At 33.7% G+C, this 17,718-nt stretch carries 8 protein-coding genes and 4 pseudogenes; 8 read left to right on the plus strand and 4 right to left on the minus strand.

Annotation, left to right across the window (positions count from 1 at the left end):
- Positions 1-213: 213 nt before the first annotated feature.
- From LIT25_07720 to LIT25_07730, 3 genes and pseudogenes are all read left to right on the plus strand, one after another.
- The gene (locus tag LIT25_07720) at positions 214-327 is read left to right on the plus strand and encodes a YjcZ family sporulation protein (protein USK35188.1); all 114 of its coding nucleotides are present in this window, start codon (positions 214-216) and stop codon (positions 325-327) included.
- 403 nt (positions 328-730) lie between these two features.
- Positions 731-817: pseudogene (locus LIT25_07725) on the plus strand (YjcZ family sporulation protein).
- A 174-nt stretch (positions 818-991) separates the two neighbouring features.
- Complete coding sequence (locus tag LIT25_07730) at positions 992-1,399, plus strand: DUF1259 domain-containing protein (protein USK35189.1); 408 nt, start codon at positions 992-994, stop codon at positions 1,397-1,399.
- Between the two features lie 59 nt (positions 1,400-1,458).
- Here LIT25_07730 and LIT25_07735 read toward each other — a convergent pair whose 3' ends face one another.
- A complete protein-coding gene (locus tag LIT25_07735) occupies positions 1,459-1,797 on the minus strand; it encodes a YmaF family protein (protein USK35190.1) in 339 nt (112 codons plus the stop codon).
- An 849-nt stretch (positions 1,798-2,646) separates the two neighbouring features.
- On the opposite strand from LIT25_07735, the gene LIT25_07740 reads away from it, so the two are divergent.
- A complete protein-coding gene (locus LIT25_07740) occupies positions 2,647-4,164 on the plus strand; it encodes a flavin monoamine oxidase family protein (protein USK35191.1) in 1,518 nt (505 codons plus the stop codon).
- 657 nt (positions 4,165-4,821) lie between these two features.
- Positions 4,822-8,979: a S8 family serine peptidase gene (locus LIT25_07745; protein ID USK35192.1), complete on the plus strand. Its 4,158-nt coding sequence runs from the start codon at positions 4,822-4,824 to the stop codon at positions 8,977-8,979.
- A gap of 922 nt (positions 8,980-9,901) precedes the next feature.
- Here LIT25_07745 and LIT25_07750 read toward each other — a convergent pair.
- Positions 9,902-10,005 (minus strand): annotated as a pseudogene (locus tag LIT25_07750) (recombinase family protein).
- Positions 10,006-11,073: 1,068 nt separating this feature from the next.
- On the opposite strand from LIT25_07750, the gene LIT25_07755 reads away from it, so the two are divergent.
- The 3 genes from LIT25_07755 to LIT25_07765 all read left to right on the plus strand — a co-directional run bounded on the left by LIT25_07755 (position 11,074) and on the right by LIT25_07765 (position 16,162).
- Positions 11,074-11,406: a hypothetical protein gene (locus LIT25_07755; GenBank protein ID USK35193.1), complete on the plus strand. Its 333-nt coding sequence runs from the start codon at positions 11,074-11,076 to the stop codon at positions 11,404-11,406.
- Positions 11,407-11,574: 168 nt separating this feature from the next.
- Entirely contained in the window at positions 11,575-15,246 is a 3,672-nt protein-coding gene (locus tag LIT25_07760; protein USK35194.1) for a KAP family NTPase, read from the plus strand.
- A gap of 442 nt (positions 15,247-15,688) precedes the next feature.
- Complete coding sequence (locus LIT25_07765; protein USK35195.1) at positions 15,689-16,162, plus strand: SRPBCC family protein; 474 nt, start codon at positions 15,689-15,691, stop codon at positions 16,160-16,162.
- A gap of 843 nt (positions 16,163-17,005) precedes the next feature.
- Here LIT25_07765 and LIT25_07770 read toward each other — a convergent pair.
- A pseudogene (locus tag LIT25_07770) lies at positions 17,006-17,271 on the minus strand (lipopolysaccharide assembly protein LapA domain-containing protein).
- Positions 17,272-17,298: 27 nt separating this feature from the next.
- Positions 17,299-17,694: pseudogene (gene mscL / locus LIT25_07775) on the minus strand (large conductance mechanosensitive channel protein MscL).
- Positions 17,695-17,718 lie beyond the last annotated feature (24 nt).

Genomic DNA, 17,718 nt, shown 5'->3' on the forward strand with positions numbered 1-17,718 from the left:
GGTTTGGACAGCTATTGAGAAAAAAAGTGGATATTAGAAAAGATAGACAAAGTTAATCAGAATAATTTATTCCATCTACAGAAATAAGAAAATGACGGACATATGTTGTTACTTTTTTTGTAAAAATCATTGAATGCCCAGAGTGTCTGTCCAATCATTCTCAATCTTTCCGCATAATTTAGAAGTAGCTTATATTGGGGGGAGGAATCATAAATGAGTGATTTTCGTGATGATTTTCGTAGAAAAGACAACGATTTTGTGTTAATCGTTGTATTGTTTATCTTATTGATTATTGTAGGCGCAGCATTTATGAAAGACCACTACTAAAATCGTTTAGATTTACAAAAAACACCTAGCTTAATTGAAAGCTAGGTGTTTTTTGATTTAATGTATAAAACCTATATATAAGCCATAATTAGTCATGCAATCACAAATATGCTCTTGTTGCAGTGGTTTACATCCTGGGCAATAGACTGTGTTTAATCGATTTAGGCTGCGAATAAGCTTCACATAAGGACCGTACAACATATTAATACTTTATCAAAGCTTTATGAAATGGATAATCACAGGGCTTTACAAACGAAGGGAAGATGTGAAAATGTATAATAACGTAAACGCACCATTTACTTCTGGAGAGAATATTCCTTTCTCACCTGCGTTATCTCACGGATATATAGCTCCTGTTTATGGATACGCAGCTCCTGTTTGTGAATATAGAGATCACCGTCATGGATGTCATGATTTCGTGATTATAGTAGTGTTGTTTATTTTACTAATCATTATTGGCGCATGTACTTTCTGTGGTTATAAGTGCTGACCTAATCACAGGCATCCGCCTTCAAAAACTCCAGTATGAGTACTGGAGTTTTTATTGAGAGGATTGACTTAGTTACTTTTAAGTAAGAGATAGAGACACATTTTCATTCAAGTTCCATATATAAATAAGAGGTAAATCGAGAAGTAACCTTATTTCTTTGAAAGGGAATTTTTTATGAAGAGGAAAGATATGGAAAAATTATGTCGGGAATTTGCTAGAATCCTTGGCGGCATTGGTAGTTTAGATGAAAATGGGGTTTGTCTTGTACAAAAGTTTCGCGATATTGACTTTACGATTCTTGGCCGTAAAACGAATTCTCCACTAGTCAACCCTCAATTTTTTACGTTTGAAAATCTCGACAGCAAAGGGAGAGCTTTAAATTTAGGCGAAACAGTACTTTTAGAAAAAGAAATTAACCCATTATTAACTGAACTTCGAAAAAGGGACATTATCGTTACCGCCGTCCATAATCACTGGTTATTTGACGAACCACGGGCGATGTATATGCACTTTGAATCGGTTGAACCACCACTAGAATTTGCTAAAAAAGTAAGAGAAGCATTGAAAGTATTAAAAGATTAAAACATTGACTTCCCTCTAACAACATCAAAAACTCCTTGATAGACAAGGAGTTTTAAATGTTACTTATTCCCTGGGGCTGGTTGATCTACTCCTGTAACACGATGTCGATGTCCGTCATCCTCGGTTGTGTAAAAATCGTAATAATGAACGTGCATGCCGTTCCCAACGGGAATAGCTGGACCTGAATAAGCTTTATAATAATGAGTATGCCCATCTTCAAAGAGAACATATCCTTCTGTATAGTGAATATGACTCCCCTCCCCAGCCGAAATCGGTGGAGATGTCACATCAAGACACTGATGAACATGGTCGTCATTGACAGATGTATAGTCGACAGAGCCATGATTATGATTTGGAACAAACCCTGAGACAAAATCATTCTTTCCTACTCTTTTCATTCCGATCACCCCTAGTCAATATAAAAATTAAACAACACTAAAGTATATGTATTAGAGTCCTTGTTATATATCATTTAAGTGGGAAATTTAAAAAGAACCGAGCACAACACAATATCATTATGTTACATTCAATTCCTATTTAGAATCTACATATCTATCTTGTAGGACTACTGGAGATAAAAAGTATTGTAGCTCTTGCGCGAAAAGATTTAGTTCATTTGAAATGATAGGATTCATCAAAAACGCCATCCTTTCTCGTAAACTTCTTACGATAAGCATAGCGTTTTTTCATTTTGAGGGTATGATTTTAACTTCGCTTGATGGGTATGGGGTGGGACCCCTTTTTGGATAGTCGAAGGAGAAGAAATATTATACACGGCGGCTGCTTGTGTAATGGACACTCCAAAATCGGTCATATAAGTTAGTACATCCATTTTAAATCTACGATCATAGTTTGTATAGGTATGCGTTAACCCCTCTATGCCATGTTCTATATAATGAGCCACCCAATTCTTTAAAGGTGTCAGACTAACATTATATCTATTGGCGACCGTATTAAAAATAATCCTTTCCTTCTAAATAAGCAAAAACAGCTTTTACTTTTAACTCTAATGAATATTTTGTCATAAAAAACAGCACCTCCAATTGTTAGATGGTGTCAAACAATTGGGGTGCAGTTCAACCGACGGTCTCTTTATTTTATTAACTTTCATGAAGCCTATTTTATCTTTTTGGTTTTCAGTGGAATGCTGTTGAGGGAGTTGAATAGGATGATAGTAAGCATCCTTAAAGAATGGTTTATAACTATCATCTATCGGGTGTGCTGAGTAATTGCAAAGGAGACAAAGTATGTTAAATTACGTATTTCCTCAATTACCACCCGATCAAATGGTTTCGTTCATCAGAAATGGACTTAACAAAACACAAAACCCCAAAAAGATCATCATTGTCGGCGCAGGGATGTCAGGACTTGTCGCTGCTTCATTATTAAAGGACGCCGGACACAATGTTACAATCCTTGAAGCAGACGAAAGAATGGGTGGCCGTGTCTACACGTTGAAATCTGATTTTACTGATGGATTATATCTTGAAGCAGGCGCAATGCGTATTCCTCATACTCATTATTTAACATTGGAATACATAAAAAAATTTCACCTATCAGTTAATCGGTTTATTAACAGTACTCCTAACGACATCATCTATGCTAGAGGAATTAAGACCCGATTGAAGTTTTATAAACAGAACCCTGATATTCTAAGGTTTCCGGTAGCTCCACATGAAAGAGGTAAAACGGCTTCAGAATTGCTTACATTAGCAATAAAACCCATCACAGATTTTATCAACCAAAACCCGCAGAGAAATTGGCCTTTGGTCATAAAAGAACTTGATAAATACTCGATGGATGCATTTTTGAGATATAACCCGTTTGGTGTCACTTTATCACCGGCTGCTATCGAAATGATTAAAGTACTTCTTTCACTGGGAGGATTCCCGGAGCTCTCTTTCCTGGAATTATTGCGTGAACTGATGATTTTATTTACCCCTGATGTTCGCTTCTATGAGATCCCGGGTGGAAACGACCAACTTCCTAAAGCATTTCTCCCACAATTGAAGGATAACATTATGTTTGGGCATAAGGTGACGAAAATTACACAGCATCATAACCAAGTAACGCTTGACTCTATCCATACCAAAATCTTGAGACCATTTCAAATCACCGGTGATCTTGCCATCGTGACCATTCCCTTTTCGATATTGCAATTTGTCGAGGTTGAACCCCGGAATTCCTTTTCCGAAAACAAATGGAAAGCGATCCGTGACCTACATTATGTTGGCTCCACTAAAACCGGTATCCAGTTTAAAAGCAGGTTCTGGGAAAGAGAAGGTATGTTTGGGGGAAACACAGCTTCTGACCTCCCTATTACATACACTCAATATCCAAGCCATGGGGTGGGTACATCATCCGGGCCAGGTGTCATTTTGGCTAGTTATACATGGGAAGATGATGCGTTACCTTGGGATAGTTTGAATACTGAAAATCGACTGGAATATGCATTGAGAAATTTGGCCACCATTCATGGGGAACAGGTGTATCGTGAGTTTATAACAGGAACGGGCTTTAGTTGGGTTCGAAATCCGTATTCCGGTGGAGCTTTTGCTATGTTTAAACCGGAACAGATAACAGAACTATCTCCCTATATTGCTTCTCCGGAAGGTCGTGTTCACTTTGCCGGTGAACACGCTTCAACAGTTCACGGTTGGATCCAAGGTGCAATTGAATCAGGTATACGGGTTGCAGATGAAGTTAATGACTTACAGAGGACTCTTTTTATCGAGGAAGAATTAACGCAAATTCTTAAGCAGTAAATGCAAATTTTCTAATATCACCAAACAGAAAAAAACCATTCCTTATGTAATAATTCACAAAAACCAGGCCTTATTTTTATCGTTTTGAGGTGTTAGAGTTTCTTAGCTTGATGGGCATGTGGCTGGACCCCATATACATAAAAATATTGAATGAATTGGATTAGTTGGAACGCCGTATGCTGGGAAACTCGCCTGTACGGTGTGAAGCGGGGGAAAAGCTGGCGATAACGTCAAAAGCTTACCTATCACTATAATTACACTCGGAAGATTTTTATGTTAATTCATAGAGATTGTGAAGAAATAATAGTTTTTTTACAGTATTCCCCCAATTTTTAGCAGGATTACAATCTGAAAAAAATACAATTTCCAACAAAAAAGGACATTTTCGCCGAATTTATATAATAGATCTTCGCTAATTTCGTCAAAGTAAAAATATTTTTTTAATAAATATTAAGAAAATTGTCATTATAAAAATCGGAAATTCCCCCAATTTTAAATATTCTAAATATTCGTTATAATGAGAAATGCATAGGTAACAATTAATAGCAATTAACGAAAGTAAATGTAGGCTATAAATACTTGAACCTTTTTAGAATCATTTTTTCGTGTTGCATTAAATACTTACATATGTAAAAAAGGGATTGGGAGGAAAAAAACTTGGTAAAAAAAGCTATCAAAAGCAAGATTGTAAAAAACTTAACTATAGCAGCCCTATCATGTAGCTTTATATTAAGTTCTATGGGACAAACACCGTATGTTCCAAAGGCTGCTAGTTATTCGAAGGCGGAGGAGATATTAGGCAGCTTAACACCAGAACAAAGAGCAGCTCTTAAGCAGATTTCAACGAATGAAGAAACAGGGTTACAACTTTCTTCCGATATCGATTTAACTTCTTTGGATTTAACTAATGTCATTGTTGAATTTAAGAATAAGCCGGCAAAGGTTGCACAAGTTGTTGCAGGAAAACAAGGTCAACCATTATCTGAAACTGAAGCAGCCGACTTAGTAAATCAGGACCATGAAACCTTTAACAAAGATTTTCAACAATTAAAGGATGAAAATAATAAAAAGGTAGATGTTAAAATTGAACGTTATTATAAGCATGCTTTCAATGGTGTTTCTATTAGTCTGCCTGCAAACCAAATTAAAAATCTATTAAAATCAAATGCAGTTAAAGCGGTTTGGAGTAACGAAACATTTTCCGTTGAACCTCCTGTTCAAGTTGAAGGTAATGGTCAAGAAAAAGGAGATCAAATCACGGTTGCGAATTACACACCATATGATGGCCTAGATCGTTTACATGCAGAAGGTATTACTGGTAAAGGAATTAAGGTTGGTGTTCTAGATACAGGAATCGATTATAATCATCCTGACTTAAAGGATGCTTATAAAGGCGGATATGATTTCGTCAATAATGATGAGGATCCGATGGAAACCACCTACGCAGAATGGAAAAAATCCGGTAAACCTGAAAAGGATGGAAGCTCGATATATTATACAGAACATGGTACGCATGTGGCAGGAATCATTGCGGGCCGTGGAGTTGCTAATAGTGAGTATAAAATGACAGGTGCAGCACCTGAAGCCGATATTTATGCTTATCGTGTACTTGGGCCATACGGCAGCGGGTCAAGTGATGCCATTATTGCAGCATTAGATCGAGCTGTTCAAGACGATATGGATGTCATCAACATGTCATTAGGTGCCGCTATTAATGATCCCAATTCTCCAACTTCCATGGCAGTAAACAATGCCGTCCTTCATGGAGTAACAGCGGTTGTATCAGCTGGAAATAGCGGTGACAAGATGTATACACTTGGTTCACCAGGAGCGGCAGCATTCGCTTTAACCGTTGGTGCATCATCGATCGCAATGGATGTTTATCAATATTCAGGCGTCCAAAATGGAAAAAATTATTCGTTAAGACAGCTGGCAAAAAACTATGCGGATGATTTAACGCAATTAAAAGGAAAAACCTATAAACTTGTGAATGTTAATCTAGGTAACCCAGGTGATTTTACTGGGAAAGGTGTAAGCGGAAACATTGCATTCATTAAGAGGGGATCCATTGCCTTAATTGATAAAATCAAAAATGCAAAAGCAAATGGTGCCGTTGCAGTCATTATGTATAATGATGAAGCCAATCAGGCAGAAGGGGCGATTCAGGCCTATTTAGGAGAATCGATGGACGCGATTCCAGCGTTTTCTGTATCAAATGCGGAAGGTAATGCCATTTTAGCAGCTATGCAAGCTGGTAATGCCAATTTCACTTTTGGTGACTTTACAAAGGTAAAAACGGCCGGAGATGAACTTGCAGGATTTAGTTCAAGAGGTCCATCTCGAGCTAATACTGATATCAAACCGGAAATAACTGGACCAGGAGTGTCCATTCTTTCAACCGTGCCATTTTATATGAATGATAAAAATGCTGATGGTACCAAACCGGAGGACTATAAATTTGCATACGAACGCTTATCAGGAACATCCATGTCTTCACCATATGTGGCAGGTGTATCCGCATTAATGCTTCAATCCAATAAGGATCTTCAGCCAGCTGATGTTAAGACGATTCTAATGAATACGGCAGATCCTCTTTCAAAGGATTATAGTGTTTTTGAAATAGGAAGCGGTCGAATCGATGCGTATGAAGCGGTTCACTCAAGTGTTGAGTTTGCAGTGATGGACAAAACACCTATTAACCTAAATGGAAAAGAAAAATCCTTGGATGATATAACAGGTGCCATGAGCTTTGGAACCTATGGTTTTAAAGATGAAGATATTAAGGATTCCCGTCACATTAAAGTAAAGAGTCTTTCCAAACAAGATAAAACTTTTAATGTAGAGGTTAATTTCCAAACGGGATTAAGAGGATCAAAAGATGCTGCACAAAACAACGTGACATTACAAGGTCCAGCAACCGTAAAAGTTGAGGGCAATAGTGACAGAGAGATCAAATTTGATTTACACATTCCAAAAACAGCAGAAATAGGAACGTATGAAGGAAATATTGTATTTACGAACAATGATAATCCTTCAGAGCAATACCAAATTCCGTTTGGCGGTCGAGTAGTAAATGAAGGAATTGATAAATTTAATCTCTATAACCCTATTTTTACAGCAATCAAAACAGCGGCTGGAAACCCTATACCTTATATAGCCGGAGAAGTATCAATCAAATCATATATGAAAACGTTGGATGTTATTATTTCTGATCCAAAGACAGGAGAAGACTTAGGTTTTGTGGGTGCATTCAATACCGCTGCAATGGATGAAAATAAATCGTATCCAGTTTATAAACTAATCGGTTATATTTACTATCCATTTACTGGTGATAAGAAAAATCCAATCAGCAAGGACTGGAAGACATTAAAACCAGGTCATTATATTGCAAAACTAGTAGGGAAAAATGAAAAGGGAGATACTTTCATAGCATCAAAAGATATTATGCTCGATCATGGAGTACCAAATGTAACGACAAGCTTTGACTCATTAGACCAGAAGGTAATTGAATATAGTGATAGTCAGCTAGATTCAAAAGGACAATTTCTATATGACTTTAAAGTCCATGTAGAGGATCCAGAGATGAAAGAAGCGAAGAGCTACGGTATACCTGTAGATGGAAGGTTTGCAGTAGTTCCTTACTACAATGGTTACCCTAGGGGAGCAGGTCTAACTGATACTAATGGTGACTACGTTGATAAAATTTTAGTTAGAAGTGAATACAAAGTACTGCCAGTTAGTTTTCTTGGGGTGGACGATGCAGGTAATGGACCTGTTGAAAGAAGGCTCGTCTTCACGAAGAATTCAACACCTTATTATTATTTGAAAGCTAATAAACAAGCGGTTACGACTGGCGATACGATCAACTATTCCGTTCGTTCCAATAATATCAAAAGTTTAAAAACAACCAAAATGGAGCTCCAAGTAGTAAATACTCAAGCGACAATTGAAAACGTTACTCTAAATGATGCGGTTAAACAATATGGTGACGCTCAAGTGACCGTAACAGCTGCACCTACAAAGTATTCTTATATGACAGCATACACCTTTACGTTTACGTATTTAGGTAATAAAACATTACCTGAAGATCTAAAATTATTTAACTTCGACTTAAGAACACTTGATAAAGGCTATACTCATAGAGAAGCCTTCTACGTAGAGAGTGCAAGCTCCATTGACCAATCAAATGTAGAAACGAAAGATATTTACTCTTTTGCAGACATTTATGATGTAAAACCAAAAGTCACTAGATTCGTAAGTTCAGTACAGGCAGAAGGAGCAAAAGATCCGGTAACAGGTCAATCGATTATAGGCATTGACTACAGAACACTTGGAGCGAAAATAACTTTAACATCATATGATGGAAAAACAGTCCTTGATGCAGTACCAACACTATCGAGTGTCGGCCTATATGAGTTTGATGGCATTAAAGTTGATCCAAATCCACATACGATTATGGTAGATGTTCCTGGACATTTTACGATGTATAGATCATTGGAATTTTTATCTGATGAAGTTCGTGGTGAATTGGTTGGAAAATACATCCGCGATCCATTAGAATTGTCTCTGGCTGGAGATGTGAATAAAGATAATGTCATCGATGTTCTAGATGCCATCGAGCTGCAAAAAAATTGGGACACCAATAATCCATCTTCAGATTTAAACTTTGATAAGAAAGTGGATAGTAAAGATATGTATTTTATAAAGAAAAATTATGGAATCAGTAATCCTACATTAACAGATGCGCCAAAAGCTAAAACCATTTATAAAGGGGCTACATTGGATAGTATACTAAGTGAATTAAGTTTAAAATAAAAACTAATACAAGGTTAAGTTATAATAATTTGCCACTAGCTAGTGCTGGTGGTTTTTTTACGTTTAGTCATAAGAGCACTTTATAGTTATCATTATCACATATTCAAATAGTCCTTCCTTGAGCACTGTAGAAGCTGTATTTTAATTAAGAAGTAATGGTAATTTTCTTAAGTTAACGGGACCGTTGCGTTTGCTTAATGCTATAATCAAGCCTAATATAGCTTTCCCCTTTGCAAATAATCACTTGCTATGTGAATAGAGATACAATTTATAACCCCGGCTAAATTGCCAGATTGACTAGAACCGCAAACTTATTATCTTTTCAATATTCTCCATAGAACGATGAAATCATGAAACGAGAAAATGGCTTACAAGGACTCCAACCGTTTTTTTATGGGCAAATGTCTAAACCGATAGAATTGTGATTCAGGGTGATGGTATTTTGCTGGAGGTGGAAAAGACCAATGTGAATGTAGACACTCCCCTTTAAACCTTTCAAATACAGCTGCATACCCACATTCCTTATGGAAGTGATCAACCAAATGTATGAGATGTGGATGTCTTAAAGTACTGTATAATGGTATTGCCCTCTGTAATCGTGTTACCGCACCTTGGGGATTCCCTGATAAATCTAATGGTCTTGAACCTGCATACTTCTCGAATCTTTTTTTGCCGTCCTTCTCAACCCCAAAACAAATATTACCTGAATCATGTTCGTCAAACACGCAAAACACATGACCGAGAGGAGATTGTAACCATTCGAAATCATGTTGTTCTTGAAGCTAAAACGTAACATTGTCCAAAGAAATTGTAACTGGAATTCTTCCTGTTTTATTAGATATATAAACTACTTCATCATAAACGATTTTCTTCTTGCCCTTTGCAGCTGCGCGATATGTCTTCTTTCCGCCTTTATATATTCCTTTTTTTTTGCAATCTCGATGCCTTCACGTTGAGCTGTCTTGATTCGATTTCGTTCTTCATCTACCATCCACGAAAAAAGTTTAAAACAAGGTCCGATACTAGTTGACTAAATCTTGGCCAACTGTACTGACTCTCGCATAACCAATCTTCATTATTAAACTCCTTTTGTCTATAAATTAACAATCTTTTATACCTTTGATTATAGACTATCTTTTAGACTAATTTCTACTAAAAAATACATAAAAAATAACTTCCAAACATAAGTGTCTAGACAACTTTTATACAAGTTATTTTGGTTATTAATGGTAAATGTAAATTGATGAAGTAAATTAAATCCTTTATTTATATCAAATTTGCCAATAGACATTTCTAATGAATTTCAGAAAGTATACTTGCACTCCTTTTGGTTTTTGATAGAGAAATAGAAAGGAAGTAAAAAAAAAGTGTAATTAATATTGATGTTCTAATATTTGGATACAAAAGTGTCAGAGCCGACATAGTGGAAAATATTCCAATCAAATTCAATATAATTATTAGAACGTGTAATCTGTAAAGATTATATCCTTTATATTCACTCTCTTGATCGTTTTGGTAAATTGAATGACATCACTAAAAATCAGGGATACATTGATATTTTTGGATGTTCTTTGCTCGATAGCACTCAATTTAAGGATAGTCTTAGTGCTTTCATAGCAGATCTTGTTTTAGCCGGTTCTATAATGGATGGCACAAGAAGAACGAGATCGTTTTAGAAAGGGCAGCGTGAATTTTATAAGTCGGTTATAGAATATGAAAATGAATTTAAAAAAACCACTATTTAAATAGAAGAAACTCGTCAAATAAGTAGCATTTGTTCAACGAGAGCAAATGCTAATCCAAAGTATGTAGATTGGTTTATCGCCTTACCTATTTTGTAGAGGTATTTAAACCCTTAATAAAATAGTTAATTATAATCAAAGAGTTAATCTTAGTTATATGATTCTTATAATTATTAAGACATATACATTATTGAAAAAATAGTAAGGTGGTACTATATCTCTAACATATGGTAAAATATTTAATATGTTTATAGTAAAATATACCAAAATTGGGATGTCTCTAAGTGGATATGAGATTTTTTTCTAGCTGCCTCTCTTACCGTATAAAAAATATGAATGTAGGAGGATTTCTTTGGCTATATGGGAAGTTGAGTTATTAGTTTTATGGACCGGTAAAAGTGGAGGGTGTAATAAGATTCCAAAATTCAATCCATTTTTTAGTGATATAGAAATAAAAAACATACTTGAAGGAGTAGTTGTTAATATAACAGCTTATGCACCAACTAGTGATCTGGCTAATAACGCTGCTCTAGTATTTGTTGGACATATGTTGGACTGTTTAGTGATTAATTTAGTAGAACCATTACCATTGTTCCTAAGTTTTGATGGTAAGAGAAAAAGTAGTTCTCGAAATAGTAACGTTAAAATGTTTGTAACAAAATATGAATGGTCTCTTGCCTTTTAAGTTATTTTTCTAATAATTATGAAAAATATAGATATTTTATTTGGAAACTTAATATTTAAGTGGCATTAATTAAAATTTAAAATTAAAATTAATATTATCCTATATATATTAACTATTAAGTATAATAGTGGAAAAATGATGAATATGCATTAGAAAGGTGAAATATAAATGAATATATTTGACAGGGGATCTAAAACAATAGAAGAGAAAATTTATTTGAATGATCTACCTCTAGAGAATGGTTTAGATGATAAATTTCAAGCAATCCAGATTGGTGAAATATTAAAACAAAGCATTGAGCAATCTACTCTTCCTCTTCATATAAGTTTACTAGGGAAGTGGGGTTCAGGTAAAACAACAGTTATTAAGATGTTAGAAAGTTTGCTCGATAAAAGTGAATATGAATTAAAAGTAATAAGCGTTTGGAAATTTGCAGATGATGCCCCCTCTTTACATAGAAAAATAGTTAGGGAAATAGAAATTCAACTTAAACAAGAAAATCCGGAAAACCTAGATGTATCTACAACTTTTGAGGAACAATTTAGATCAAATGGTGTAATATCAAACCTATTGCTTTTACGAAGGTTAGGAAATTATAAATATATTATTTTGTTTGGAACATTGATTTATTTAGCATTACTTCTCATACAATTTCTCATCCCATTAATATATAAAGATTTAGTTAATAATATTGTTTTAATTGGCATATTAGGTTTAATAACGATTCTACTTTCTAGAAATAGTTATTCATTATTTACTGCTATAAAAAACGTTCGTTCTAATCTTCCTCTAAATCATGGTGATCAGTATGAAAATAGATTTAGAAATGTAGTAAATGAATACTTAGGTAAATCCACTAAAAAAAAATTAATATTAGTGTTTGACGATTTAGATAGGTTACCTCCTAAACAATTATATGGAGCTCTTAATACAGTAAAAACATTTTTAGATTCAAATAGATGTGCATTTATTATTCCGTGTGATGAAGAAGTTCTTAAAAAGGAACTTGCGGATGCATTTGAAAAAAAGAATATGGAACAATTTGATGTTAAGGAATACTTAAATAAAACTTTTGATTTGACTGTTAGATTACCTAAACTTGAACAAGCAAATATGAGAAAGTACGCACTTTCACTATTGGAAAAAAATAATATTTTATGGTATAAGGAAAATTCCCGAATTTACCATGAAATATTAACTATTCTTATTCACTCTGATGTATTAACTCCAAGACATGTTAAAAAGAACATTAATGGGTTTGCAACTGATTGGGAGTTAGCTAAAAGAAGGGATAATGTAAATAAAAGTGGGAATTTCCTTACATTACATCCAGTAGAACTTGCTATATTTGTTGTGCTTAAGTCAGACTTCAGCGAGTTTTACAATATTATGATGGAAAATCCATATATCATATGGGATTTAATTGATGAAAAAGATGGGATAGAAGTGCAATTAAGTGAGTTAAATAACATTAATAGCTTAAAAGGTTTTTTATCGCGGGTAGAACCAGTATTGCCAACTGATCCAAGACCATTTATATATTTTAATAATCAAGAACTTAACCCTTTAACTGGAAGGATCGAACTGGAAAAAATAAAAAAATATATTTTAAATGGCCAAATAAATGAATTTGAGGAAAGTATTGAAGAGATTGATAAAAGTGAACTAGAGTTTGTATTTAATTCCGTGTTAATAGATTTAAGTTCTAGTCTAGATTGTAAAAATGTATTTTCTATTATTTTTAGTTATCCTGAAGTGGTAGATGTATTAAGGGAAGACGATAAGATAAAATTACAAGATATCATTAGGAACAACCTTAATATTGTAATAGAATATAATTTAAATAATATACTCAATATATTTGAAAAGGTTATTCGACATAGCAGTGTTTGGAGCTTGTTAGGTGGATTAATTTATAATCAAGAAGAAAAATATTTTGAATTATTTAATGCTAGTATAAAGTATCCTGCATTAGTTAATAAATTACAGATAAAAGATATAAATAACTTGTTTACAAACCATTCATCCTTAATTGGTTTCCAAGCAAATGATACTTATTTTGTGCCCAAATCATTATTCAATTTACCTTTTGAACATGTTATGGTACAAGAAATTGATTGGTATGCATCCTTAAATAACTGCTTTTCTCAGATTGCAAAACTAAAAGACATTGAAGATGCAGAAGCTTATCAAGAAGAAGTAGAAAGGCTAAAGTTGAATTTCAAACTTTCTGAATGGGTATTAAGTGTAAACGAAAAAACTAATCAAATTATAGAATGTAAAGGGTTTAACTTATTAATAAAAAAATATAAATTTATCGACACAAATAGTTTAGAAGGAATTATTCCTGTATGGATAAACTTATTTAACGATTCACCACAGCCAGAAAATCTAATTTCTTTCTTTAAAGTTATTAAAAATAATTTATTAATCCTGGCTAAAAATAATGGTGATTTAGATCTTTTGGGAAGAGAAATAAGTAATTTTAATGGGAATGAAGAATTATCTAAAGAAATTTACAGCTTTTTAGAAACTAGAAAAGATATAAAAAATAAGGAATTATTTATGAGAATCTTGCAGGGATTTCGGAATGTTGACGCTGTCGCTAGATTTTCATTAGAATCATTTGCTTTTGAGACAGACGAAATAAACGAAGTTTTTCTAGAGATATTAATTCGTAGAGATAAATTCTTTGATGAAGAGTCCAAAGACACTTTATTTAATGCTGCAACCACACATATATTTAATGTTCCTAATAACAAATCATCAAATAATCTGTTAAAGCTACTAATTCAATCTGAAACATGGCTAAAAGCAGCTATTAAATATAGAGACAATTGGTTTTTGAGTAACGATTTAACCTCATGGTTTAGATGGGATGGATCTGAGCAAAATTATTATGATAAATTAGAAATCTACTACCTATTATATATGAACGAAACATATATATGGAAGAATTTAATAGACTGCTTAGTAAGAATAATCTCTAATAATAGTTATCATTATAATATCTCTTCATACCCATTTGCTTCTAATTGGAGAACATTCTTAAATAGTGTAATTAATTTATTTATTAATAAATGCACTAATGAAGAAATTTGGGATCAAGTCTTAAATGATTTAACTTCTGTTAGTTTATATTCAAATAATTCAATTAAGAGTTCGATTTTTGATTTTATGGACAAAGATATGATAAACAAAGTACTAACTCATTGCCCTAATATCATAGCTCTCAATAATGAAAAGTTTAATGAAGTATTATTTGAGCTGGCAGATCTAGATAATTCAAACCATTTAAACCATGTATTGAGTAGATGGAATTACTTTAGCTCTGCACATAGAAAAGAGTTAACATCAAATATCCCGAAAGAAAATGAATCGCTATTAACTAGTTACATTGAAAGGAATCCGGAGCTGAAATATATAAGTGAGTTAAATGATTATGTTTTAGAGGATAATATAAAGCAAGATATTATGGAGACAATCGTTATTAATTCCAGTAAAGATGCTTTTAACCAATGGGTGTTACAAAGTATAAAATTATTTATTGAACAAGGTTTAAATAAATGGAGGTTGACAGCAATTGAATTTGCTATTCAATCGAGAAATGATTTAGTAATACCAAATCTTGAAAGCATAAATTTACTCTTTAGTTTTAAAGACAATAGGACTGCACTAGCAATTAAATTAGTTAACAACCTTTACTCCAAAAGAAATAAAAATAAATCTGAGATAAAAGAAATAAGAAAAAATATATTGTTGTTAGAAGATAATATAGAATTTAAAGAGTTGGTTTTAGGTGCAAAAAGTAAATTTGGTTGGAGAAATAACATGTTATAAATTATTCAATAATAAGCAAACTTAAAATATATATATTAAAATTTTGATAATTTAGGTTAAATTCCCAATTATTTGCTTGTAACCTGTGAATTAGTGCGAAAAAATTTTACTTTTCGTACTGTTTTTTCTTTGTTTACATAATACAGATTATAAACAGCTATTTAAAAAGAGCAGTGAGAGCTGCTCTTTTTGATTGTTGTAAGTTTGATGTCAGCTGCTGCTGTTGAACGACAATAAGATGTTTCATTACAAATAAGGTTGTTTAAAACTCCAGTTATTCAACAATCGGGCCAGATTGTTGAATAAGGGGTTGTTCCTAGAAAGAATGTTTGAAATAATTGTAAGTGAATTATTATATAAATATTTTCATATTTAAATTCAAGGGCTTGTAATCATAGTGATATAGGTTTCAACAAGTCAAAGTCATTTTGGAGGGAAGGACATGAACCAAAACAACGCAACAAACAAAATCGCAACGCAAGTAGGTGAACGCGAGATTGTGATCACCCGCGTATTTGATGCTCGACGCGATCTTGTGTTTGATGCTTGGACGAAAGAGGAGCACCTGTCGAAGTGGTGGGGACCTCGAGGTTTTACGACGACTTTTCAGAAGTTTGATATGAAACCGGGCGGTACATGGCAGTTTATCATGCACGGTCCTGATGGCGTTGATTATCCCAACACCAACGTCTTTGTCGAGGTCGTTAAACCCGAGCGAATCGTCATCAAACATGCTGTGTTTCCCCATTTTCTGGCGACAGTAATCTTTGAGGATCTGGATGGTAAGACCAAACTTACTTATAGCACAGTTTTTGAAGAAAATGCCGCTGTATTCGATAAGGTGAAAACATATGCCGTCCCAGGTGCCGAACAGACCATGGATCGTCTTGAGGAGCATCTGGCAAGTATGTCTTAAAAAACCAAAAGTATTTATCCAGCTATACTGTTCCACGTCATCATAAACTCGGGAATGGCTTTTAATGGTTGGATCATTTGAACTACTGGATAAACTTTTTAATAATCGGGTGCGATTGTGAAGTATCGGGTTGTTTAGCAAAGCACTTTTTATCACGTATTCTTCGTTCAATTACGAGTGCTTACTAAAAATAAAAAACTATTTTTTGGAGTAGCCGCATTTTCTGTTGAGAATAAACAATTTTTTACTGTACAGCTACACTGCTTCTATACGTCTTTTCCGATGACAAAAAAGCGACAAAACAAATGAAAAGTAACAAATTATCAACTGGTTGTTTTTTGATAAAGTTATTTTTAGCAGCATAAACGTCTGTTTATGGATAAAGAGTGCTTTTTTAGTTTTGTTCAGCAAACGGGCCAGATTGTGGAATATCTGTTTTTTAAGGAAAAGGGATTTTGGAATTAACAGTTAAGAATTATATGTCAGGATGGGGTGACTTTAATAAAAGTTTTTGGGATGAATATAACGAATTAATAAACTTTCATTCCAAAGCAAATAATTAAAAAAATTCAGATTACTTATTCAACTCCCTCAGTTTGATAGGTATATCTCGGGTGATACCTCCATAATAGTGAAAGACGAAGGCTATTAATAGATACCCTGGGTATCAAAATAATCATTGTCTAAAGAAAAATGAAACAGGTTAAGTGTTTTTTAAAAATCAGTTTCCTGTAAGAATGAAAGGATTAGTAAAAATAATGAGTAGGGAAATAGTATAAGCGATCTTGCATTCTAGTCAGAGGAATAACAAGATCGCTTATTTTCGTTGTAAACCCTTTGATTTTAATCAAAAAAACCTAGGATATTAAGGTGTTTATCTTCACTTTCTGCTTTTTTTAAAGCTCTTTGAAGCTGATAAATCTTCATCATACCTATTAATCCAACGAATAGGGCTCCCAATAAGACTGACCCAATAATGACGAGGATCAAAGGCCACTCAGCTTTTCCAAATAAATAATTAACCGTTACGGATCAACATTGATAACTGAAAAAATCGCAATAATTAAAACGACAATTAGTGCTAATAATAAGTTCCATTGATATTTTATAAGCCACCTCATTAATAAATTTTTAGATTATGATTGTTCTCTTGCTGATTCAGTTCTTAGCAAGTCACGAATTTCGGTTAATAACTCTTCTTCTTTGGATAGTGTTGGTTCTGTCGCTTCCTCTTGTTTTTCTTCTTTTTCTTTAATCTGCTAATCAATTAGATAAAAATGAAAATAGAAAAGGCAACAATTAGAAAGTCTACAATTGTTTGAATAAACGTTCCATACTTTACAACAGCACTTCCAACTTTAATTTGTAAATGATTAAAATCGATACCACCCATTAATAGCCCAATTAGTGGCATGATCATATCATTCACTAACGATGTGACAACCTTACCAAAAAGCTGCACCTATAATTACACCTACAGCTAAATCAATCACATTTCCTTTTAAGGCAAATTCCCTAAACTCTATTATCATTTTCATTTCCTCCTAACCATATAA

The sequence above is a fragment of the Bacillus sp. F19 genome, assembly GCA_023823795.1.
GTDB lineage: Bacteria > Bacillota > Bacilli > Bacillales > Bacillaceae > Bacillus_P.

Excerpts from the sequence above, each read along its gene's own strand:
- LIT25_07735 (USK35190.1), bottom strand. The coding sequence starts at position 1,797 with ATGAAAAGAGTAGGAAAGAATGATTTTGTCTCAGGGTTTGTTCCAAAT.
- LIT25_07740 (USK35191.1), top strand. The coding sequence starts at position 2,647 with ATGTTAAATTACGTATTTCCTCAATTACCACCCGATCAAATGGTTTCG.
- LIT25_07760 (USK35194.1), top strand. The coding sequence starts at position 11,575 with ATGAATATATTTGACAGGGGATCTAAAACAATAGAAGAGAAAATTTAT.
- LIT25_07730 (USK35189.1), top strand. The coding sequence starts at position 992 with ATGAAGAGGAAAGATATGGAAAAATTATGTCGGGAATTTGCTAGAATC.
- LIT25_07720 (USK35188.1), top strand. The coding sequence starts at position 214 with ATGAGTGATTTTCGTGATGATTTTCGTAGAAAAGACAACGATTTTGTG.
- LIT25_07765 (USK35195.1), top strand. The coding sequence starts at position 15,689 with ATGAACCAAAACAACGCAACAAACAAAATCGCAACGCAAGTAGGTGAA.